The organism is Vreelandella indica, from assembly GCF_037070225.1.
GTDB classification, from domain to species: domain Bacteria; phylum Pseudomonadota; class Gammaproteobacteria; order Pseudomonadales; family Halomonadaceae; genus Vreelandella; species Vreelandella arctica.
In genome coordinates, this window is sequence record NZ_JBANSO010000003.1 from 76,235 (window position 1) to 97,025 (window position 20,791).

General features: G+C 51.9%; 18 protein-coding genes, 2 pseudogenes and 2 riboswitches. Of the genes and pseudogenes, 8 read left to right on the forward strand and 12 right to left on the reverse strand.

The genetic code is table 11. The annotated features are described in order from the left end of the window. Position 1 precedes the first annotated feature (1 nt). The 4 genes from rbbA to tenA all read right to left on the reverse strand — a co-directional run bounded on the left by rbbA (position 2) and on the right by tenA (position 6,862). Entirely contained in the window at positions 2 to 2,770 is a 2,769-nt protein-coding gene (rbbA, locus tag V8L71_RS02940) for a ribosome-associated ATPase/putative transporter RbbA (RefSeq protein WP_336273151.1), read from the reverse strand. Beyond that, entirely contained in the window at positions 2,767 to 3,843 is a 1,077-nt protein-coding gene (locus V8L71_RS02945) for an HlyD family secretion protein (RefSeq protein WP_336273152.1), read from the reverse strand. Before V8L71_RS02945 ends, rbbA begins: the two co-directional genes overlap by 4 nt. A 418-nt stretch (positions 3,844 to 4,261) precedes the next feature. Next, positions 4,262 to 6,151 (reverse strand): phosphomethylpyrimidine synthase ThiC, encoded by a 1,890-nt coding sequence (gene thiC / locus V8L71_RS02950; RefSeq protein WP_336273153.1) that lies wholly within the window; start codon positions 6,149 to 6,151, stop codon positions 4,262 to 4,264. A 27-nt stretch (positions 6,152 to 6,178) separates the two neighbouring features. Then, a complete protein-coding gene (gene tenA, locus V8L71_RS02955; protein WP_336273154.1) occupies positions 6,179 to 6,862 on the reverse strand; it encodes a thiaminase II in 684 nt (227 codons plus the stop codon). Between the two features lie 79 nt (positions 6,863 to 6,941). Beyond that, a riboswitch (TPP riboswitch) is annotated at positions 6,942 to 7,101 on the reverse strand. A gap of 280 nt (positions 7,102 to 7,381) precedes the next feature. Between tenA and V8L71_RS02960 the strand changes: the two genes are divergently transcribed. Continuing rightward, positions 7,382 to 9,094 carry a DUF262 domain-containing protein gene (locus V8L71_RS02960; protein WP_336273155.1) on the forward strand — a complete coding sequence of 571 codons (1,713 nt, stop codon included), beginning with the start codon at positions 7,382 to 7,384 and terminating at the stop codon, positions 9,092 to 9,094. A 37-nt stretch (positions 9,095 to 9,131) separates the two neighbouring features. Here the strand turns inward: V8L71_RS02960 and V8L71_RS02965 are convergent. Continuing rightward, a pseudogene (locus V8L71_RS02965) lies at positions 9,132 to 9,284 on the reverse strand (type II toxin-antitoxin system YoeB family toxin); the annotation flags it as partial. Between the two features lie 314 nt (positions 9,285 to 9,598). Between V8L71_RS02965 and V8L71_RS02970 the strand changes: the two are divergent. Further along, positions 9,599 to 10,204: an outer membrane beta-barrel protein gene (locus V8L71_RS02970; protein WP_336273156.1), complete on the forward strand. Its 606-nt coding sequence runs from the start codon at positions 9,599 to 9,601 to the stop codon at positions 10,202 to 10,204. 178 nt (positions 10,205 to 10,382) lie between these two features. Here the strand turns inward: V8L71_RS02970 and V8L71_RS02975 are convergent, their stop codons facing one another. Further along, a complete protein-coding gene (locus V8L71_RS02975; protein ID WP_336273157.1) occupies positions 10,383 to 11,411 on the reverse strand; it encodes an NADP-dependent oxidoreductase in 1,029 nt (342 codons plus the stop codon). Positions 11,412 to 11,518: 107 nt separating this feature from the next. On the opposite strand from V8L71_RS02975, the gene V8L71_RS02980 reads away from it, so the two are divergent. The 5 genes from V8L71_RS02980 (at position 11,519) to V8L71_RS03000 (ending at position 16,746) form a co-directional block, all read left to right on the forward strand. Then, positions 11,519 to 12,403: a LysR family transcriptional regulator gene (locus V8L71_RS02980; protein ID WP_336273158.1), complete on the forward strand. Its 885-nt coding sequence runs from the start codon at positions 11,519 to 11,521 to the stop codon at positions 12,401 to 12,403. Positions 12,404 to 12,646: 243 nt separating this feature from the next. Continuing rightward, positions 12,647 to 12,802, reverse strand: a riboswitch (TPP riboswitch). A 205-nt stretch (positions 12,803 to 13,007) separates the two neighbouring features. Further along, positions 13,008 to 13,505, forward strand: a complete 498-nt coding sequence (locus tag V8L71_RS02985; protein WP_336273159.1) for a hypothetical protein — start codon at positions 13,008 to 13,010, stop codon at positions 13,503 to 13,505. Between the two features lie 130 nt (positions 13,506 to 13,635). Continuing rightward, positions 13,636 to 15,072 carry an SEFIR domain-containing protein gene (locus tag V8L71_RS02990; protein ID WP_336273160.1) on the forward strand — a complete coding sequence of 479 codons (1,437 nt, stop codon included), beginning with the start codon at positions 13,636 to 13,638 and terminating at the stop codon, positions 15,070 to 15,072. 82 nt (positions 15,073 to 15,154) lie between these two features. Beyond that, positions 15,155 to 15,844 (forward strand): hypothetical protein, encoded by a 690-nt coding sequence (locus V8L71_RS02995; protein ID WP_336273161.1) that lies wholly within the window; start codon positions 15,155 to 15,157, stop codon positions 15,842 to 15,844. Next, on the forward strand, positions 15,844 to 16,746 hold the full coding sequence (locus V8L71_RS03000; RefSeq protein WP_336273162.1) for a hypothetical protein: 903 nt from the start codon (positions 15,844 to 15,846) through the stop codon (positions 16,744 to 16,746). The genes V8L71_RS02995 and V8L71_RS03000 overlap by 1 nt, the downstream gene beginning before the upstream one ends. A gap of 76 nt (positions 16,747 to 16,822) precedes the next feature. On the opposite strand, the pseudogene V8L71_RS03005 reads toward V8L71_RS03000, so the two are convergent. Then, positions 16,823 to 16,903 (reverse strand): annotated as a pseudogene (locus tag V8L71_RS03005) (type II toxin-antitoxin system YoeB family toxin); the annotation flags it as partial. Positions 16,904 to 16,970: 67 nt separating this feature from the next. On the opposite strand from V8L71_RS03005, the gene V8L71_RS03010 reads away from it, so the two are divergent. Next, a protein-coding gene (locus tag V8L71_RS03010) for an IS3 family transposase (RefSeq protein WP_431313162.1) occupies positions 16,971 to 18,091 on the forward strand; the annotation gives its coding sequence in 2 pieces (ribosomal slippage) (positions 16,971 to 17,229 and positions 17,229 to 18,091; 1,122 coding nt in all). On the opposite strand, the gene V8L71_RS03015 is transcribed toward V8L71_RS03010, so the two are convergent. From V8L71_RS03015 to V8L71_RS03035, 5 genes are all read right to left on the reverse strand, one after another. After that, the gene (locus tag V8L71_RS03015) at positions 18,044 to 18,283 is read right to left on the reverse strand and encodes a Txe/YoeB family addiction module toxin (RefSeq protein ID WP_336273164.1); all 240 of its coding nucleotides are present in this window, start codon (positions 18,281 to 18,283) and stop codon (positions 18,044 to 18,046) included. The genes V8L71_RS03010 and V8L71_RS03015 overlap by 48 nt on opposite strands. Further along, positions 18,280 to 18,531, reverse strand: a complete 252-nt coding sequence (locus V8L71_RS03020) for a type II toxin-antitoxin system Phd/YefM family antitoxin (protein WP_022520613.1) — start codon at positions 18,529 to 18,531, stop codon at positions 18,280 to 18,282. The genes V8L71_RS03015 and V8L71_RS03020 overlap by 4 nt, the downstream gene beginning before the upstream one ends. A gap of 183 nt (positions 18,532 to 18,714) precedes the next feature. Continuing rightward, complete coding sequence (locus V8L71_RS03025; RefSeq protein ID WP_336273165.1) at positions 18,715 to 19,386, reverse strand: MFS transporter permease; 672 nt, start codon at positions 19,384 to 19,386, stop codon at positions 18,715 to 18,717. Further along, the gene (locus V8L71_RS03030; RefSeq protein ID WP_336273166.1) at positions 19,383 to 20,330 is read right to left on the reverse strand and encodes an aldo/keto reductase; all 948 of its coding nucleotides are present in this window, start codon (positions 20,328 to 20,330) and stop codon (positions 19,383 to 19,385) included. Before V8L71_RS03030 ends, V8L71_RS03025 begins: the two co-directional genes overlap by 4 nt. Beyond that, a complete protein-coding gene (locus tag V8L71_RS03035; RefSeq protein WP_336273167.1) occupies positions 20,327 to 20,740 on the reverse strand; it encodes a hypothetical protein in 414 nt (137 codons plus the stop codon). Before V8L71_RS03035 ends, V8L71_RS03030 begins: the two co-directional genes overlap by 4 nt. Positions 20,741 to 20,791: the final 51 nt, after the last annotated feature.

Consider the following 20,791-nt stretch of genomic DNA (forward strand, 5'->3'; position numbering starts at 1 on the left):
CTCAGCTCTCCTGCTTTTTCAGTAGGGCGATCGCCATGCCCATGATCACCGGTACCGCCAGCAGCATCGGCAGGAACGACCCGATAAGGTCACCTAGCCCTAGGGACTTGCTGAATACGCCGCGGCTAATGGTGAACATGTAGCTGGCTGGATAAATATTGCCGATGAAGCGTCCGGTGCCTTCCAGCGACGAGACCGGATCGGTGAGGCCCGAAAATTGGATGGCGGGAATCAGCGTACCGATCATAGCGAAGAACATAGCGGCGATCTGGCTGTGGGTGATGGTCGAGGCCAGCAGGCCCATGCCGGTGGCGATGATGGAAAATACCAGGGCCGACAGCGCTAGGGTCGGGAAGCTACCGGTGATCGGTACGCCGAACAATGTGATCGCCAGCCCGGTCATCAATAAAAAATTGACCATTGCCAAGCCGATGTAGGGAATTTGCTTGCCGATCAGAAACTCGGCGCGGGTGACAGGGGTGACATAAAGGTTGATGATTGAGCCCATCTCTTTTTCACGCACCACCGAGAGTGCCGTGAGCATTGCTGGCAACATCAGCAACAGCAGTGGAATCACGGCAGGAACCATTGCTGGCAGGCTCTGAATGTCAGGATTGTAGCGGTAGCGGTTCTCGATATTGGCTGCCGCTCCGCTGACGGCGGTTCCGGATTGCCTTGCTTGCGCCAGCAGCCACTGCTGGTGGATGCCCTGTACGTAGCCTTGCACGGTTTCGGCGCGTTGAGGCATGGCGCCGTCGATCCATGCTCCGATCTCGACATTGTGGCCACGCTTTACATCACGACCAAACCCGGGGGGAATTTCGATTGCCAGGGACAGCTCCCCGCTGCGCATACGTCGATCCAACGCGGCATAGTCTGAGATAGGCGGGCGCTCTCTAAAGTAATGGGGCGATCCCGAGAGGTTCAGCGCGTAGCTCTGACTTAGCGACGTCTGGTCGCGGTCAAGGATGGCGTAGCTGAGCTCCTCCACGTCCATGCTGATGCCAAAACCCATAACGAACATCAGGATCAGCGAGCCAACCAGCGCCAGGGTCGCACGCACCGGATCGCGGCGTAGTTCGAGAGTTTCGCGCCACATGTAGCTGAGCATCCGCTGGAGACTGAAGCGTCGATGGCGTGTTGTGTCGTGATGAGTCTCTGCGGTGACGAGCGGCGTATCCGGGGCATCGCTGGCTTTTTGTGGTGAAGTCTCCTGCGCGGAATTCTCCTGATCGGCGCCAGCTTCGAGCAGGTAGCCGATGAAGGCTTCTTCCAGGGTCGCCGCACCGCGTTTCGCTACCAGTGCTGAGGGGGTATCGCTGTCGAGCACCTTCCCTGCGTGCATCATCGACATGCGGTCGCAACGCTCGGCTTCGTTCATGAAGTGGGTGGAGATGAAGATCGTCACGCGGTCGCGGCGCGACAACTCAATCAGCAGGCGCCAGAAGGCGTCGCGGGCGATGGGGTCCACGCCGGAAGTGGGTTCGTCAAGAATCAGTAGCTCGGGTTTATGGACCATTGCCACCGCCAGGGAGAGACGCTGACGGATGCCCAGTGGCAGGCTCTCCGGCAGGGCGCCGAGCGCCTGCTCGAGACTGAACCGTTCGACCATCTCGGCGACCCTTGCCGATATGTCATGTTCTGCGATCTGGAACAGGCGCGCATGCAGCACCAGGTTCTGACGTACGGTCAGTTCGCCGTACAACGAGAATGCCTGGGACATGTAGCCAACCCGGCGACGCGTGTTAATGTCGCGGGGATCCACTTCCTGGCCAAACAGCCAGGCTTGGCCCTCGCTGGCGGGTAGCAGCCCCGTGAGCATCTTCATGGTGGTCGACTTACCGCAGCCGTTGGAGCCGAGAAAGCCAAAGATCTCGCCACGCCGGATGCGGAAGCTCACATGGTCGACGGCGATGAAGTCGCCAAAACGCATGGTGAGGTCCTTGGCCTCGATGGCGACTTCATTGTCATCCTGCGCCAGCGGCGGGATGTGCACCGGCGCATAGCCGCGCTTTTTTTCTTCCGGCAACAGCTCGATGAACGCCATTTCCAGGGAGTCGCTGTGGGTGCGTGCAAGTAGTTCCTGCGGGGAGCCGGTGGCAAGTATTTTGCCGGCGTCCATAGCCACCAACCAGTCGAAACGCTGGGCTTCGTCCATGTACGCGGTGGCGACCAACACACTCATCTGCGGGCGGTCAACACGAATGCTTGCAATTAACTCCCAGAATTGGGCGCGGGCCAGCGGGTCCACGCCGGTCGTGGGCTCGTCGAGAATCAGCAGGTCGGGGTCGTGAATCAGCGCGCAGCAGAGTCCGAGCTTCTGCTTCATGCCGCCAGAGAGTTTGCCAGCGGGTCGCTCGAGGAAGGTATATAGCCCGGTGCTGCGGGTCAGGTCGTCGATACGCCGCCGGCGTTCACCGGCTCCGTGGCCGAATAGTCGGGCGAAGAACTGCAGGTTCTCCTCCACCGAGAGCGTAGGGTAGAGGTTCTTACCTAGCCCTTGTGGCATATAGGCGATGCGCGGGCCAACTGAGTTACGGTGGCGCTTGTCGCTCATGTCGCCGCCCAGCACCTTGATCACACCCTGTTGCACGGCACGAGCGCCAGCGAGCAGCGACAGCAGGCTGGATTTGCCGACGCCATCCGGGCCAATCAGCCCGACCATACAGCCGGACGGCAGGGCCAGATCCAGCGCGTCCAGGGCTATGGTGCGGCCGTAGCGTAAGGTGAGCGCGCTGACTTGGGCTACGGGTTGCGTCTTCTCGCTCATGGGGTGACATTGACCGCTAGGTGGTCGGGCCAGGTGGCGTCATCCTCGAGCTTCAGGTAGGCCATGCCGGGCAGGCCCGTCTTGACCTGCTCAATATGTTCAAGCAGCAACTTTGGATCGATTTGGGCGCGCACGCGGAACATCAGCTTCTCCCGTTCGCTCTCGGTTTCCACGGTTTTGGGGGTGAACTGGGCGACGCTGGCCACGAAACTCACTCGCGCCGGGATCACGAAGTCAGGGGCAGCGTCCAGCACCAGGCGTACCTCGTCGCCAATGGCCACCCGACCAGCATCTCGAGTGGGCATAAAAAAGGTCATGTAGACCTTGGTGAGGTCGATCAGGTTGAGTACCTTGCCCCCGGCACCGAGCACCTCGCCCGGTTCGGCCACCCGGAGCTGTACGCGGGCCAAACGGTCGGCTTTGAGCTCGCTGTCGTCCAAGTCGGCCTCGATGCGCTGGATCGCGGCCTGAGTGGCCTCCACTTCCGACTCGGCCTCGATGACCTGGGATTCGGTAGCGCGGATGGCAGCCTGGGCGGAGAGCACCTGGGCATTGGCCGAGGCCAGGGCGGCCTGCTGGCTCTGGTAGTCGGCCAAGGCGTCGTCGAACTGCTGGCGAGAGATGGCGTTGCGCTCCACCAGATTGGCCGAGCGCTCGTAGCGCTTGCGCGAGGCGTTCAGCTCTGCCTGGCGCTGGTTGACCACGGCTCTTGCGGTTTCCAGCTCGCTCTGGCGCATGGCGACCATGGCTCGAGCCGTCTCCAGGGCATTCTCGGCCCGGCGGGTCTGCGCTCTGGCCTGGGCCAGCTCGGCCGCCAGGGTGGCGGTATCCATGCGGGCCACCGTTTGGCCGGCCTCGACGAACTCGCCTTCCTCGACCAGTACTTCTTCGAGGCGACCGGCGACCCGAGTGGCGATATCGATCTCGGTGGCTTCGATGCGCCCGTTGCCTTGGGTGATGCCCTCGCCTAGGCCCTCCGGCTGCAGTTCCCACCAGGTCAACCAGGCCGCGATGCCTATAACAACTATGGCTGCCAGGCCCTTGAACCACTGTCTTTTACTGCTGAACTTCATAATGTTGCATCCTCGGTTGGCGGATGGCCAGACGATTGATGAGCAGCTCAGAGGATGGGCCAGGGCCAAAGGGCTTAAGCTCGTCGCTCTGTGCCAGCGGTGGCGCATCACAGAACGTAATAAACGGATTCTATTATCCTATTATTATTAATTGTGATTTTGATTTAGGTCAATTAAATACCGACTAGTCGGTATTTAATTGATAGTATTTGCTATGAGCTGGGTAGCTATACCAAGGTTTTTTTCGTCACTCTCAAATGTTAAATGAGCTACGTTGCGCAAAACTACTGTTAAGCCATACTTTTGGGGCAGCGCTAGAAAACAAAGGAGCACACAAGCGATGGGAGGTTGCGGCCATTTTTTAGCGCTCCCCAGGGAAAAGCCGCAGCAAGCAGTAAATTATCGTGCGTTGGTAGATTTAAACTTCCTGATACAGCTCACTCCCTTTGTTGCGGAACTTCTCCGCCTGCTCCTCCATGCCTTTCATCACCGCTTCCTGATCACCGTTCAGGCCGTGCTCATTGGCATAGTCACGCACTTCCTGGCTGATCTTCATGGAGCAGAACTTCGGCCCGCACATGGAGCAGAAGTGCGCCACCTTGGCGGAATCCTTCGGCAGGGTTTCATCGTGGTATTCACGGGCGGTATCCGGGTCTAGGCCCAGGTTGAACTGGTCCTCCCAACGGAATTCGAAGCGCGCCTTGGAAAGCGCGTTGTCGCGCCGCTGTGCCGCCGGATGGCCCTTGGCCAAGTCCGCTGCGTGGGCGGCAATCTTGTAGGTGATGATGCCGGTTTTGACATCGTCTTTATTGGGCAGGCCCAGATGTTCTTTCGGAGTGACGTAGCAGAGCATGGCGCAGCCAAACCAGCCGATCATCGCTGCCCCAATACCCGAGGTAATATGATCGTAGCCGGGAGCGATATCCGTCACCAGCGGCCCAAGGGTATAGAAGGGCGCTTCGTCGCAGTACTCCAGCTGCTTATCCATGTTCTCTTTCACCAAGTGCATGGGCACGTGGCCGGGACCTTCGATCATCACCTGCACATCGTGTTTCCAGGCGATATGGGTCAGCTCGCCAAGGGTCTTGAGCTCCGCCATTTGCGCTTCGTCGTTGGCATCCGCCACCGAGCCGGGGCGCAGACCATCGCCGAGGGAGAACGCCACATCGTACTGCTTGCAGATCTCGCAGATGTCCTCGAAGTGGGTGTACAGGAAGCTCTCCTGGTGATGGTACAGACACCACTTGGCCATGATCGACCCGCCGCGGCTAACAATGCCGGTGACTCGTTTGGCGGTGAGCGGCACATAGCGCAGCAGTACCCCGGCGTGAATGGTGAAGTAGTCCACGCCCTGTTCGGCCTGCTCGATCAGCGTATCGCGGAAGACTTCCCAGGTGAGGTCTTCGGCAACACCATTGACCTTCTCCAGCGCCTGATAGATAGGCACCGTGCCAATCGGCACCGGCGAGTTGCGCAGAATCCACTCGCGGGTTTCGTGGATGTTCTGCCCAGTGGAGAGATCCATAATGGTGTCCGCGCCCCAGCGGATGCCCCAGGTCATCTTATCCACCTCCTCTTCAATGGAAGAGGTGACCGCCGAGTTGCCCAGGTTGCCGTTAATCTTGACCAGGAAGTTACGGCCAATAATCATCGGCTCGCTTTCCGGGTGGTTGATATTATTGGGAATAATCGCCCGCCCGCGGGCGACTTCATCACGCACGAATTCAGGGGTAATCTCATCCGGCAAGCTGGCACCAAAGCTTTGGCCGGGGTGCTGATGGCCCAGTATCCGCTCTACCTCAGCGGTACCTAACGTTTGGCGACGCTGGTTTTCCCGTAGCGCGATAAACTCCATTTCCGGGGTAATAATCCCTTGGCGGGCGTAGTGCAGTTGAGTCACGTTCTTGCCTGCTTTAGCCCGGCGTGGTGTGCGGGTTAAATCAAAGCGCAGCTGGGCAAGCGTCGGGTCGTTGGCGCGACGGTTACCGTAATCAGACGTGGGGCCTGATAGGAATTCGGTGTCGTTGCGCTCTTCAATCCAAGCGCGGCGCAGGGCGGGCAGGCCCTGACGTAGATCAATCAGAGCATCGGGGTCGGTATAGGGGCCGGAGGTGTCGTACACCAGCAGCGGCGGGTTCTCTTCGTCAATGCTGCTGGTTTTGGTGGGCGAGAGGGTGATTTCCCGAAACGGTACGCGAATATCTGGCCGCGAGCCTTCCACGTACACCTTGCGCGAAGCGGGCAGCGGCGCAATGGCGGCGGCATCGACCTGGGCGGTTTCGGCTAGAAAATGGCTCGTTTTGCTCATGGATTGGTTCCTTTTAGTTGTTAGTAATTAATGAGAGAGGTCTTCGTCTATCAGCTCTAGGCCCATCTGCCAGAAGTCGATTTCCAGGCGGGTGGCATCGCGGAATATCTTGGCAAGCTCTTTAAAGCGGGCGGGGGTCACATCGGCAAGGCGGGCGTTGAGCCATTCAAGCTCCGCCTGCATGGCAGCCTGAAACTCCTCGCCTTCGTACATGGCAATCCAGGCATCAAAGGGGTTTTGTTTACCGCGCAGCGTGGAAGGCTGGGCGTTTAGCCAATTGGCGATTTCGCCATAGCCCACTAGGCAAGGGGCTAATGCCACATGCAAATCGAGCAGGTCGCCACGGTTGCCGGTATCTAATACATAGCGGGTGTAGGCCAGCGTCGCTCTGGCTTCGGGAAGCTCCGCCAGTTCTTGCTCGGAAATCCCCCACTCCTGACAAAAGCCCACATGCAGGCCCAGCTCCACGTCCACAATGGCTTTCAAGCCTTCATGGGCTTGGCGCAGATCCGCCAGGGTGGGGCTTTTATAGGCGGCCAGCGCGTAGGCGCGGGCGAAGTGGATCAAAAACAGGTAATCCTGTTTCAGGTAGTGGCGAAACGACGCCTCAGGCAGCGTGGCATTGCCCAACTGACGCACAAAATCGTGCTCAATATAGGCGCGCCAATCTTGCTGGCAGGCGGTGGTGAGATCGGTAAAGCGGTAGCCCATGATGCCTCCGGTAGTAATGATCCGGAGGGCAGGCGAAAAAGATCGAGGAAATGGCACGGAAAGGTGGCGTAAAGGAGCGCCGCGGCCATCGCTTGATCCCTACGCCGGTACCCGCGCCGCAACTCATGTGAGCAGCAGCGCATTAGCCGGATCAGGTTCAGCGGGACCAGCGCTCGGCAGCAAAAATGCTAGCCCTGCGCCATCTCAGCCGGATTTCACCGGCACCCCGTCAAGCTGTTCGTTAGCGGAGTCTAGGCTGCGGATGGGGGAGATGCAAGGGGGCATGATTGGAGATAAAAAATCGTGCAAGCTGCGACTTTTGGTTAAGCGGCCAAAATTGGCTTTGCTATAAAGGGAGTCTATGGGTAGAGTCAAATTGGTGGCTGCAAACCCCCAGTTAATGTGCCGTCGCGTTTATTGAAGCTGTGTGGCTAAGTATATTTAGCATGCATCTCTAGCTGCCTATATTCGCTTGAGTGTATTAATAGGTGAAAATTATTTTTTATAAGAGCTATTTTAATGAAGATAGAAGCAAGCGATAAAGAAGTTCAAGAAGTTTTTTCTTCTGGTTATTTCAAAATACCTAGATTCCAACGCCCCTATTCATGGGGTAAAGATGAAGTGGATAATTTTTGGTCTGATATTATTGGCGATAAGAGTGATAGTTACTTTATTGGGTCAATGGTTGTTTATCAGGCAAGTAAGCCATACTTTGGTATTGTTGATGGACAGCAGCGACTAACAACTATAACAATAGTTTTATCAGTAATTAGAGATGCATTTTTAAAGTTAGGCGAAGAAAATCTTGCAAAGGGTGTTCATAAGTTTATTGAAACCCCCAATAATGACTATGTGAATGAGTTTGTACTTAACGCAGAAACTTCATTTCCATATTTACAGAACCATATTCAGTCATTTGATGAATCAAGCTCTGATATCAAGATAGATTGTGAAGTTGGTGTGGAAGAATCAAATTTAAAGTTTGCCTATGAGCTTTTAACGCAAAAGCTAGGGCAACTTATACCCTTGCATCAAACGGCTGGCTCTCAGATTGAGTTTTTTGCACATACTGATCCTGTTCTTAAGTTAAAAGAGCTAAGAGATAAGTTTTTATCGCTTAAGTTGGTTTTTATCCAATTAGATAACGAGGATGATGCTTATTTGATTTTTGAAACACTTAATGCTCGCGGTCGAGACTTAAAAACCTCTGATCTTGTGAAAAATTTAGTGTTGAAAACTATTAAAAATACTCATTCAACACTTGATAGCCCGAAAGAAGCATGGAATCGCTTAGTAAAACGCTTTGATGATATTTCTGATAGTAGTGTTATTGATACATTCTTATTGCACTACTGGATTTCTAAGCATGAGTATACGACAGATAAAAAACTGTTTTCTCTCATTAAACGTTATATAAATAAGGACTTGGGTAACGCAAGGGTTTTGCTAAAAGACTTGAGTGAGCATGCTGTAAGTTACTCGAAGATGCTTAGCCCAGAGAGCTCTGGTTGGGGAAAAGAACAATATGAAGTCCAGCAATCATTGACTGCCTTAAATGGTTTTAAAGTTAAGCAGCAATCGTCTTTTGTATTGTCCTTGCTCGTAGCCTATTCAAATGGAAAAGTATCACTTAAGCAGCTTAAAACAACTCTGAAGAGAATTGAGCATTTTCACTTTGTTTTTAATGCCATTACTCAGCAAAGATCTTCAGGGAGTATAGCGACGATGTACTCACAACATTCTATTGATTTGTCAAAAGCTCACGACAATGATTCTGTGCAAAAAGTTTTATCAAGTATAACAAGAAAGCTAAAAGAAAAGCTTCCGTCATATAGTGAGTTTGAGGTCAAGTTTTTAGAGTTGAACTATCTATCAAATAGAACTAAGTATAAAAGCATCATTAAGTACTCACTTTGTAAGCTTTTAGGTAACCAGTTGAGTGGTTTAGATATTCATCATGGAAACCTGACAGTTGAACACCTAATCCCTGAGTCAAAAGCCAAACAAGGAGTAAACCCTGAAATCATTGGTAATGTGGGAAATTTGCTTTTAACTGATGCAAGTACGAATGGCCATAAGCTGAAGAATAAAGATGTAGTCGAAAAAATTGCGATACTCGAAGCTGCTGGGTATCCATTAGGTGTCAACTTTATAAATGATAATCAGTGGAGTGAGGAAAAGGTAATAGAACGAGCCGAGAAGATTGCGAAATTTGTATATTCGGAAACTTGACGCGACCAAACCCGTTGTGTAAAAAAGCGTTAAATAAGTAGTGATACCGAAGCTGGGCGATAAGCAAAGCGTCATCCGTGACTTTGTAAACCATTCGGTGTTCTTCGTTGATTCGGCTAATTACCTTTTTGTCGGTTTTCTGCCAGTACAAATAGTCTTCCCAGGCGCTCTCGGAGAAGATCAGCTTCAGTCAAGAAGTTCCTTTTCCTGACCACCTCTATGCTTCAGTTCGGCAACACTGCAATGCTCACAATATTGATGAACCGTTTTCAGCGCTGAGTCGATGACCGAAGTGCCTCTACCTTCCCGGTACAGGCACTTTTCTGCTACAAAAAATTACCTTTCGTAACCCCCTCCTTCCTTGTTGTCGAACAGTGTTTTGCCTATGTTTGATACGTGTGAATTAAACGACTATCACATTGCGTGAATCACGGCAGGATAGCCTTTCAATACCATGACGATTCATAGAATCGTTCACAGCAAGTCGTCACAAGGAGAACACACGTGAAACTCAGAACCCTACTTACCGCCTCGTTTGCCTCTACCGCTCTGCTCGCCGCGGCACCGTCGGCATTCGCCGCACCCAATGCTGATGGACTCTATTTGGGTATCGGTACCGGCTTCAGCTCGCTGGAGAACGACGACGATGAAGTCGGCGATTTCATCTCTGATGGCGCCGAAGACTTTGATCTGGACGATGAAGAAGACAATAGCTTTAAAGGTTTCGTCGGCTACGAATTCAATCCTTACTTCGCTACCGAAATCTTCTATGCCGATCTTGGTCGTACGCGCCTGAGGGGTAACAGTGACGCCAATACCGATTTGGAATCCGACGCCTATGGGGCGAGTCTGGTCGGTCAATTGCCCATCACCTCCTGGTTTACCGCCTTCGCCAAGGCCGGTGTGGCCAAGTGGCAAACCGACGTCGACGGTAACCTTGGCGGGGCTAGCGTTGATCTTGAAGATCAGGACGGCACCGATCCAGTCTACGGTGTTGGCGCGCAGTTCAACTTCGACCCCTTCTTGGTCCGTGCCGAATACGAGCGCTACGACTTCGACAGCGACTATAAGATCGACTCCTTTACCGCGTCAGCTGGTTTCCGCTTCTAACCGTCAATTTGTTTTGCCATGTGCAATATCAGCGCCGGGGCGAGCCCCGGCGCTGCTGTTTTATCTCGCGCAGCCCTCGCATACTGCTAGGTGGCACGCCGCCAGCGTTGCTAAGGCGCTGATGATCATGGGTGAATGGTCTTCACAGACCTGCTCCCTGGATTTTGCTAGATTGGTTCTAGCGGCCGTAGTGCCTAACGACAAGCACGACCTTACCTTGAACACTGCCTTGCATAGCTCTCTGATGCGCAGCCGATGCTTCTGCCAACGAATAGGTACTGTCGATCACGACCCGAATGGTAAGGTCGTCAAGCAAGCGACCGGCCTGTGCCAGCAGCATTCCGTTTGAGTGCACCTGTAGTGAGGAAACCGTAATCCCTAGCCTGTCCGCTTCATCCCTGGCAGAAAAGCCCAAGGGGTTGACCAGAAAGAGTGAGCCGCCTGGTTTAATAATGCTGAGGAAGCGTTCCATGTTCGGGCCACCCACAGCGTCAAGCACCAGATCCACATCATGTGCGACCGTTTCGGCGGCTACCTTGGTGTAATCAATGAAGTCGTCAGCGCCCAGCTCGCGAAGCAGCTCTTTATGCTTGCCTGAGGCAACCGCGATCACACGTGCCCCTTTCCATTTGGCGACTTGAACCGCTACATGCCCCACGCCACCGCCAGCCCCATTGATCAAGACGGTCTTGCCTTCGAGCGGTAGAGGCACATGCCGGAATGCCTGGAATGGGTTGAGTCGGTCATGACCAGGGTCAACCAGAAATTGCCAGGCAGTAAGCAGTGACATTGGGGCACCTGCTGCCTCGACATGAGAAATGCCCTTTGGCTTCAACGCTAGTTGGCTTTCAGGAACGCTGACATATTCGGCATAGGCGCCGCTGCCCGTCATCAGGTCTTCGGGGAAACGCACCATTGCAAAGACGTGGTCACCTACGCTGACCTTGGAAACCTCGTCGCCTACGGCAGCAACGACCCCCGACACATCAGTGCCTAATATCAGCGGAAAGTTGGGGCTAGGCTGCCATTCTGGCGGTAGCGCACGATAGCCGTCGCGCAGGTAAAGGTCTGGTGGGTTAAGACTTGCCGCATGCACTTGGATAAGCACTTCACCGGCTTGTACTTCGGGGCGAGGCGTATCTTCGTAAAGCAAAACCTCTGGGCCACCGAAACTATGCAGTTGCACTGCTTTCATCATCTCGTTCATCACAACCTCACTAAAGAATAGTCACATGACAAATAGTAAGGAGGTTCCTTGCCGTTGATAATGGTGCGTAGATTCGTTTTAATAGTTCCATGAAGGAACAAATCGGATTGGAACGCCTCACGGGGCTTATTGCATTTGCTCGCGCCGGCTCTTTAGGCAGCTACACTGCTGCGGCGCGCTCGCTGTCTGTTTCGCCCTCTGCAATCAGTAAAAGCATCCAGCGGTTGGAGCGTCACTTCGGCGTCTCTCTTTTCACGCGTACGACACGCTCGCTGTCTTTCACGGCCGAGGGCCGTGACTTGCATGGACGTGTGCTAGAGCTACTGCGCCAAGCAGAAGAGATAGAACAGGTGGTGAAGTCTGCTCGTTCCGAGCCCGCGGGCACGTTACGAATTGCGACATCACTTCCACTGGGTCTGCACCTGATTGCTCCTGCTATTACGGATTTTCGAACACGCTACCCAAAGGTAACGATCGACCTGCGGCTGAGCGACCACTTCGTCGGTATGGTTGAAGAGAGCATTGATCTTGCAGTGCGGATCGGTGACCTTGCGGATTCGTCACTTTTGTCCAGGCGACTCTCACCTTACAGGCTCTCTTGCTACGCTTCGCCAGACTACCTGGCTAGGTATGGTGCTCCCGAGCATCCAGATGAACTGGTGGGGCACGAAACGATCAATTTGCGCTACCAAAGTACGGGGCAAATGTTTCGCTGGCCGTTCCGGATCGGCGAGAAGGAGGTCGAGATAGTGCCATCTTCCCCTGTCATCGTGGATTCAAGCGAAGCCGTCATAGCTGCTATGACAGCGGGTGCAGGCATTGGGATGGCTGCCAGTTTCATGGCTGCCCCGCGGGTTAGGCGAAAGGAACTGGTACCAATCCTGCCCGACTTCGATGTAGAGCGGCATAATATCGTTGCGCTATGGCCACAGAGTCGTCGCACCAACCCCGCTGTACGCGCCTTCATCGATATGTTGATCGAAAGGCTTTGAATACCTAACACTTGATACACACAAACCGCTGGAATCAGCGAACAGCAGTTTTGCCTCGCTTTCGTCAGCGTTTCAGTGCTTCGCAACAGTCCAGCATCGTGCTCAACATAGGCGCGCCAATCTTGCTGGCAGGCGGTAGTGAGATCGGTAAAGCGGTAGCCCATGATGCCTCCGGTGGTAATGATCCGGAGAGCAGGCGAAAAAGATCGAGGGAATGGCACGGAAGGGTGGTGAGAAGGTGCGCCGTGGCCATCGCTTGATCCCTACGCCGGTACCCGCGCCGCTCTTTATAGGAGCAGCACATTAGCCGGATCAGGTTCAGCGGGACCAGCGCTCGGTAGCCAAAAGCTCACCCTGCGCCATCTCAGCCGGATATCACCGGCACCCCGTCAAGCTGTTCGTTGGTGGAGTGTAGGAGGCGGGTGGGGGAGATGCAAGGGGAACGCACAAGCACACGAATTTTGGGTATGCTGCCAAAATTTGCTTTGCTACAAGAAGAATCAATGGGGTAGAGTCGATTGGGTAGCTGCAAAACCTCAATCAATGTGCCATCGCGTTTATTGAGGTTTTGCAGCGGGGAGTAGAATCACTGTTAGGCATATTTATGACTGAGCTGGGCGAGACGCTGCTCCAACTGACGGAGCTGAGATATAGACGGCTGCCGGAGCTAATGGAGCGACTTCAATCAGGCGACGATTACCTCGCTGGAGTCCTTCAGTGCCACTTATTCGTGGAAAGCCTTTTAGAAGATTTGATTCGGTTATGTCTTGGACGACACGCCGAAGCCGTTCTTTCTGTCCAACTGACCTTCAAACAGAAAGTTGCGGTAGTCGGCAAGCTAGAACTGGAGCCAGGCTGGATGTTGGTAGAGCAAGAAGCTATTGGCTCTTTGAGAAAATTGAACTCGCTACGTAACAAATTGGCACATCGCTACGGTCATGAGCTATCAGAAGATGATATTCGAGGACTTTTCGTAGGATGCGAAACCACGCTCGGGTACGGCGATGTATTGGATGCAGGAATAAAAATCGGCATCAGTCGATACGCCGCTTTTATATTCGGCAGCTTGTTGCCTAAGTATGAGCGCATCGAGGATGCCTAACAGGTCGCTGCAGTTGACCATCCAAATCGCTGGCGCGCTTTGGCCGGCAACTGAGCTTGGGCGTTATGCGCAATCAAGTTCAAAGCCCTTTACTTAGAATTAGAGTTTGTAATTAAGGATCTATGAATATATGGAAAGCCCTAAATTATTTATTTCATATAGCTGGTCTAATGCAACGCATGAGCAGTGGGTAATTGATTTGGCCAACGAGCTGACCGAATCAGGTGTTCATGTAATTCTTGATAAATGGGATCTTAAAGAAGGGCATGATGCCGTTGCGTTCATGGAGAAAATGGTTACAGATCCACAGATAACTAAGGTGGCTATGATATGCGACGAGGTATATGCATCAAGGGCTGACGGGCGATCCGGCGGTGTAGGTACAGAAACACAAATCATCTCTCGTGAAGTATATGAAAATCAAGAGCAAGGAAAGTTTGTAGCCATAATTCCTGAGAGAAATGCGCAGGGTAAGGCATATCTTCCTACATACTACAAATCGAGAATATATATCGATTTAAGTGAGCCCGATAATTATGCAGATAATTTTGAAAAATTGCTGCGTTGGATATATGACAAACCTCTTCATGCCAGGCCAGAAATAGGTAAACGGCCATCCTTTCTTGATGAGCCAGATGGAATATCTTTAGGAACTTCGGCAGCGCACAAAAGGGCTGTATCGGCTATCAAAGAGAAGAAATCGTTCGCTTCAGGGGCGCTTGATGAGTATTTGTCAACTTTTTCTAGTAATCTTGAAAAATTTAGAATCACTGAAAAGGAAGGCGAGTTTGACGATCAGGTTGTTGATAGCATAGAAAAGTTTATTCCCTACAGAAATGAACTGATTAACTTATTTGTCACTCTCGCACAGTATGCGCCGGAAGAAGAAAATATCCGCAAAGTGCACCGCTTTTTCGAATCTTTGATTCCATATATGAGCAGGCCGGAAAATGTTAACAGCTGGAGTGAGTGGGATTTTGATAATTTTAAATTCATAGTTCACGAACTTTTCTTATATGTAGTTGCAATATTCATCAAGTTTGAAAGATTTGGTGAAATTAATTTTTTGTTGGCGCAGCAGTACTACGTAGCTGGTAGAACCGATTATGGCAAGGACGTAATGGTTGGCTATGAGGTTTTCCGAGAATACTTGCGTTCATTAGAACATAGAAATAATAGATTAGAACTAAGGCGTCTATCTGTTCATGCAGACCTTCTTGAGCAGCGCAGTAAGCATTCAGGAATAGAATTTCGTTACCTTATGCAGGCCGATTTCGTACTGTTTATGCGTGCAGAAATAATGCGATCCGACTTTTATTCTCATTGGTTTCCTGACACATTGCTGTATGTAGGTCGATTTCATAGTGCGTTTGAAATATTTGCGAGATCGTCATCAAAGTCATACTTTGAAAAAGTTAAGTGCGTCCTATGTATAGATAAGCCATCAGATCTAAAAGAATTAATGGAAGCCTACAAGACAGATCGCCAACGGCTACCAAGGTGGCAGTTTGAGTCATTTAGTCCGGCTTTACTAATTGGCTACGATCAATTAGCAACCAAGGCATAACAAGTTGCCGCACTCGGAAAAATTACTCGCTGCGCACCTAATTTTCCGGTGAGCAAGGCGTTAAATCGAAAAAAGGATAGTAATGACATTGGCAGAATTTGAAGCTCTCGCGTCCTCAAAGCTCGAAAAGAACGACGAGGAATCACGCGAGGCTTTTCTTCGCTTACTTAATGATGGCTTATTGGTTTCTATCATAAATAATATGATGAAAAGTCAATCTCAACTTCATGAAGTGGCAAATAGATCGTATTGGCATAAGAACGGTTTTTTAAAAGTACTATTGCTGGATAAGCGACCAAAGTATTCTATTAGGTTACACATTTGGCCTGACTCTCCACTACAGGAAGGTGATGTGCATAACCATCCATGGAATATGTCTGGCTTAGTTCTAACTGGCTCGTACGAATGGCCAATCTATACCTTTGAGCAGGTCAAAGAAATAACAAAATTCGCATTGTATAAATGCCGATATTTGGAGGATTATTCTGGGTACTCATTCCACAGAGTTGGTAGTGTAATATTAAAGGAAGTGAAAAATTCAATTATGCAGGAAGGTGAGTTTTTTCAATTTCCGAAGGAGAAATACCATAGCGCTAAAAAAGAGAATTCTGATCCTGCGGATTCAATTATAATAACTGGCACATCAGAATCTTTGACTGCAGATGTCGTATCGAGTCGAGAAATATCTTGTGATAAAATCATGTATAATGCTCCCGTAAAAAGCTCATTTCTGAGAGAAAAATTATCTGCTTTTATGGGCAGGAATAGCTAATGGTTATTAAAGATATAATAAAAAGCCCCGCAAAGATCAGGTTGTATTTCATCACTTTGGCTGCATTTCTTGCGTTATTGATAATTGCAAATTATTATCTACTGCCTAAAGCTTTCGTTTATTTTGGCGGTGTCTACGAAGGAGCAGTTCTTTCATTTTTTAATAATATGATTGCTCTTCTGGGGTCAAGTTTGCTTGCTTCCGGTTTCTTTTGGTTTGTAACTCCTAGTGGCCTCGATAGCAGTGATGTTAATGTCATTGCACCTCATGACGTTAAAAACATATTAAATTCTATGCTAGATAAAACTGAAAGATTTTATTATTATGGTCATACTGCTAGGTGGAACAGAGCTGTTGCCTTTCCAAAAATTCTAGAAACTGCCAACGACTCTAGGACTACAAAGTATATTGAAGCACTAATCATAGATCCGGACTCTGAAGATGCCTGTAAATTTTATGCTTCGTTTGGACATGCAAATAGAGTTAAAGGACGAAATATAAGGTCGGTCAGGGACGTGAGGCTTGAACTACTTACCACAACCTTGGTCTGCTTAAGAATTAATAGTTCACCATTTATCAATTTTGAGCTGTCGGTCACAAATAAAGTTGCCATTTCCAGATTAGATATCTCAGATAGTGCTCTGATTATGACAAAGCCGTATCCTGGTGATCCTGCACTCCATTTTCCGAAAGATACATTTTTTTATGCTTCCTATAAGGAAGAGTTTAATATAGCTAAACAGCAAGGCAGAAAAATTAATATGGAAGCCTCAAAAATTGATATCAGTAGTGAAAATATCAAGGAAATATTATTTGAGGCGGGATTTGACGTGAGTTATTTTGATGTTGATTTTGAGAGAGATCTTCTTCATGCGTTAAACAATATCGAAAAGCCATATTGATTTAACAAGACGCTGTTGTCGGACAATTTTTACACCGCCTTGCGGCTCCAAAACTGCCGCAAAGCTCCACGTTAAATCAGTAGTGATAACGCAGCTGAGCAATAAGCAAAGCGTCATCCGTAACTTTGTAAACCATACGGTGTTCTTCGTTGATTCGCCCGACGTCACCCCCAGATTGAGTAGCGCTACACTTTAGAGTCCGATCCTACGAAAGGAGATTGGACATGAAGAAGCGTTTCAGCGAAGAACAGATCATTGGTTTTCTGGGCGAAGCCGAAGCAGGACTGCCCATCAAGGAGCTATGCCGTCGGCACGGTTTCTCAGAAGCCAGTTACTATCTATGGCGCAGCAAGTTTGGCGGCATGAGCGTACCCGATGCCAAACGACTCAAAGAACTCGAAGCCGAAAATGGGCGCTTGAAAAAGCTGCTCGCGGAGTCGCTACTGGAAATGGAGGTCACTCGCGAGGCGCTGAGAAAAAAGTGGTGAGTGCCCCGGCACGCCGAGACGTGGTGCGCTTTATGGTGTCACGTGGTCTGAGTGAACGCCGAGCGCTCCGTGTCATCCATATGAGTGCCAGTGCATTGCGCTATCAATCGGCCCCTGACCGCAATGGGGCATTGCGTGAACGCATCGTTGCCTTGGCGCATCGGCATCGTCGCTATGGCGCTGGCATGATCTACCTGAAGCTGCGTCAAGCCGGTGAACGGGTCAATCATAAGCGTGTCGAGCGTCTCTACGCGGCGGCTCGATTGCAGGTAAAACGCCGCAAGCGCAAGAAGGTTCCTGCGTCTGAGCGAAAGCCCCTTGGCCGTCCTTGTGCCGCCAACCAGATCTGGTCAATGGATTTTGTATTTGACCGTACGGCAGAAGGACGCGTGATAAAGAACCTCACCGTTGTCGACGACGCCACCCATGAAGCCGTGGCGATCGTGCCTGAACGGGCCATTGGCGGTCTGTCGTTAACACGGATTCTAGATCAACTGGCTTTACAACGTGGCCTACCTAGCGCCATTCGTACGGATAATGGTAAGGAATTTTGTGGGCGCGCCATGCTGTTGTGGGCTCACCTACATGACGTTGCGCTGTTTTTAATCGAACCTGGAAAACCCAATCAAAACGCCTACATCGAATCGTTCAATGGGCGCTTTCGAGATGAATGTCTGAATGAGCAATGGTTCACCAGCCTTCATCACGCCAAGGTTGTCATCGAAGCATGGCGCCGGGAGTACAACGAAGAAAGACCGAAAAAGAGTCTTGGCGGACTGACACCTTCAGCCTATGCCGAGCAACTGGTGTTAAAACACGATAAAGTTACGTCTGACTCTAAACCCAGGTGCTACTGAAGATGGGGTGACGTCGCGCCGAGACCAATAACCGGCGAGGCTGTGTTTGAGAGGCTCTGGTTTACCGACACCTTCAAACGGCTCTCGCTTGGTTTCTTTGATTAGCTTGTTAATTCGGCCAAGAATCTTCTTATCGGTTTTCTGCCAGTACAGATAGTCTTCCCAGGCGTTCTCAGAGAAGATCAGTTTCATTCAAGAAGTTCCTTTTCTTGACCACCACCTTGTTCCAACTCGGCAACGGACTCCAGCAAACGGCGAGCGTTCTTAGGTGCGCGCAGGAGATAGGCTGTCTCTTGCAGTGCCTCATAGTCTTCGAGAGAGATCATTACCACGGATTGCGCCTTGCTTCGGGTGATGATCATAGGTGAGTGGTCTTCACAGACCTGCTCCATAGTTTTTGCTAGATTGGTTCTAGCGGCCGTGTAGCTGATGGCATCCATAAGGTAGCTCCTGTACGGGATGTTGTTAATGTACAGAATATCGTACGTTATGAGTTTTGACAATCGCCTGCACAGCGTTCGGTTTTCCGCCGCTTAAAACCAGCGGCTGAGCCCAGGCGTTAGGGGTTAAATTGTCGATAAACCAGAGCCTTGCATACGTTCATTATCTAAGATGCTGCGGCGTTATCGCTTGGCCTTGATGGATTTCCAAACAAGCCCAACCAGCACAATCGCCAATACGTCGAACAGCCCGACTGCGCCTGTTGAATCCAGCACTTGTAACGTTAGGCCTGACACAACCAGCCAGAGCGCTGGAACAATGACGGTGATCCAGAGGGCGAAACCCCGGAGCATGATAAGCATCAGGCCCAGCGTGGTCACCGCCGTTGGGTCGGCATGAATGCCGAACACCTCCGCCTGGTACCAGGAGCCGCCGCTTAGCGGCACTATCAGCGGCATGATGATCAGGCCGAAGAGGGTGATGGCTATACCTATAGCAACCGGTGGGTTTGTTGCACGTGGCGCGTTATCCATTCCCCATCCCGTTAGCGCCATCAATACCAGCAGCACGGCTTGGGCGATAAAAGCGTAGCCAACATAGCCCCCGGCCCAGTTGAGCTCCGCATAGCGCTGAATGAAAAACGCGACGGCGACGAAGGCCCAGAGTGGGGCGGGGAGCAGGCAGGCGATTCGTGTGCGGTGTTTTAGCGCCAGCATAAGGGCGGCGGCGCCGAGACCGAGGGTCAGCAGATGCAGTGGCCAGAAGGTTTCGCCCATGCGCTCCAGCAGGCGAAAGTAAACCTCCGCCGTGAAGGGAATAAAGTCCTGCAGTTGGTAGCTTGTCCACTCGTTCATAGCGACTCGATAGTGGCGGTCATCCGCTGCCGTGCGTCGGGCGAGGGCATGGGGGAGTGGCCAGCACGCATATTCTCGCGGAGGTGCTCGACCTGGGTGGTGGCGGGTATCGCGCATGTTATCGCCGGGTGGCTGACGATAAACTTCAGCAGGAAGTCCGCCCAGGTTGTACAGCCGCATTCCGATTTTGCCCATTCGGGCAATGGCGCGTTACGGCGCTTGAGGTTCTTGATCAGGCTGCCACCATCGTAAGGCCGGTTGGCGATCACGCCGATGCCCCGTTCTTCTGCCAGGGGCAGTAGCCGGTTTTCGGCCTCGCGGTGGGTGATGTTGTAGGTGAGCTGAACGAAGTCGATATCATCTGACGTCATGATCTGCTCGATCTCGCTGTGGCGTCGCCCGTGCGAGGTGGTAATGCCGACATGGCGGACGACGCCTTCGGCTTTCATCTCCTGCAGCGCGGCCAGGTGCTCGCGCCAGTCGGTCAGATTGTGTACCTGCACCAAATCGAAGTTCTCCACCTTCCAGCGTTCTTTCAGTTCGGCCACCTGCTCGCGGGCTGAACCACCGGCGGGGCTCCAGACCTTCTCTGCAGCAAACAGGCTCTCGGGTGTGCCGAGCTGCTGTAGGGCATAGCCCAGCACGTCCGGCGCCGAGCCATACATGGGCGAAGAGTCGATCAGGCCGCCGCCATGTTCGAAAAATGCCTTAACCACCTCGGTGCGCGCATCGAGCAATTTTGGGTCGCTGCCAACGTTGAAGGTGCGCCAGGTGCCCATGCCAATCACGGGCAGCTTTTTTTCCGTGCCCGCAAAAGCCTTCTGGCGCATCCCGTTTGTGTTGGCAAAAAGCGATGCGGTGGGGAGCGCCATGGCGGCGAGCGTGGCGCCGATGAGCGTAAGGCTTTGTCTGCGCGTGATGCGATGCTTGGTGTGATGCTTCATAGCGGTCGCTCCTTCCGATTTTTTTGAATCGGCACCGTGGCAGCCAACACCAGAACAAAGCATGTCAGCACAAATACCTTATTCACAAACCAGTTGGTGCGCCAGATCGACCATTCGGGGTCAGCGAGAAAACCCACAAACAAAGTGCTGATGATGAGGATCTCAATAACGGACATGCTCACCGCCAAGGCACGCGTGTAGCGAGGCTGCTTGAGCAGCGCCCAGCCTAGCCATACGTGCGCCACTGGCCATAGATCCCAATAAATATAAGTCGCCCAGGGCTCGCCGTATGCCAGCGCGTAACCAATGGGAAACAGATATTTGATGAACAGCGTCCACGCCGCGAGGATAAACAGCAGGTGGGCGAGGAAGCTGATCCAGCCATTGGGTTTCGGGGCGGGCAGTGACATGACAGCGCTCCTGTCCTAGTCCGTTAATCCTAGTCCGTTAATGGCTCGTCC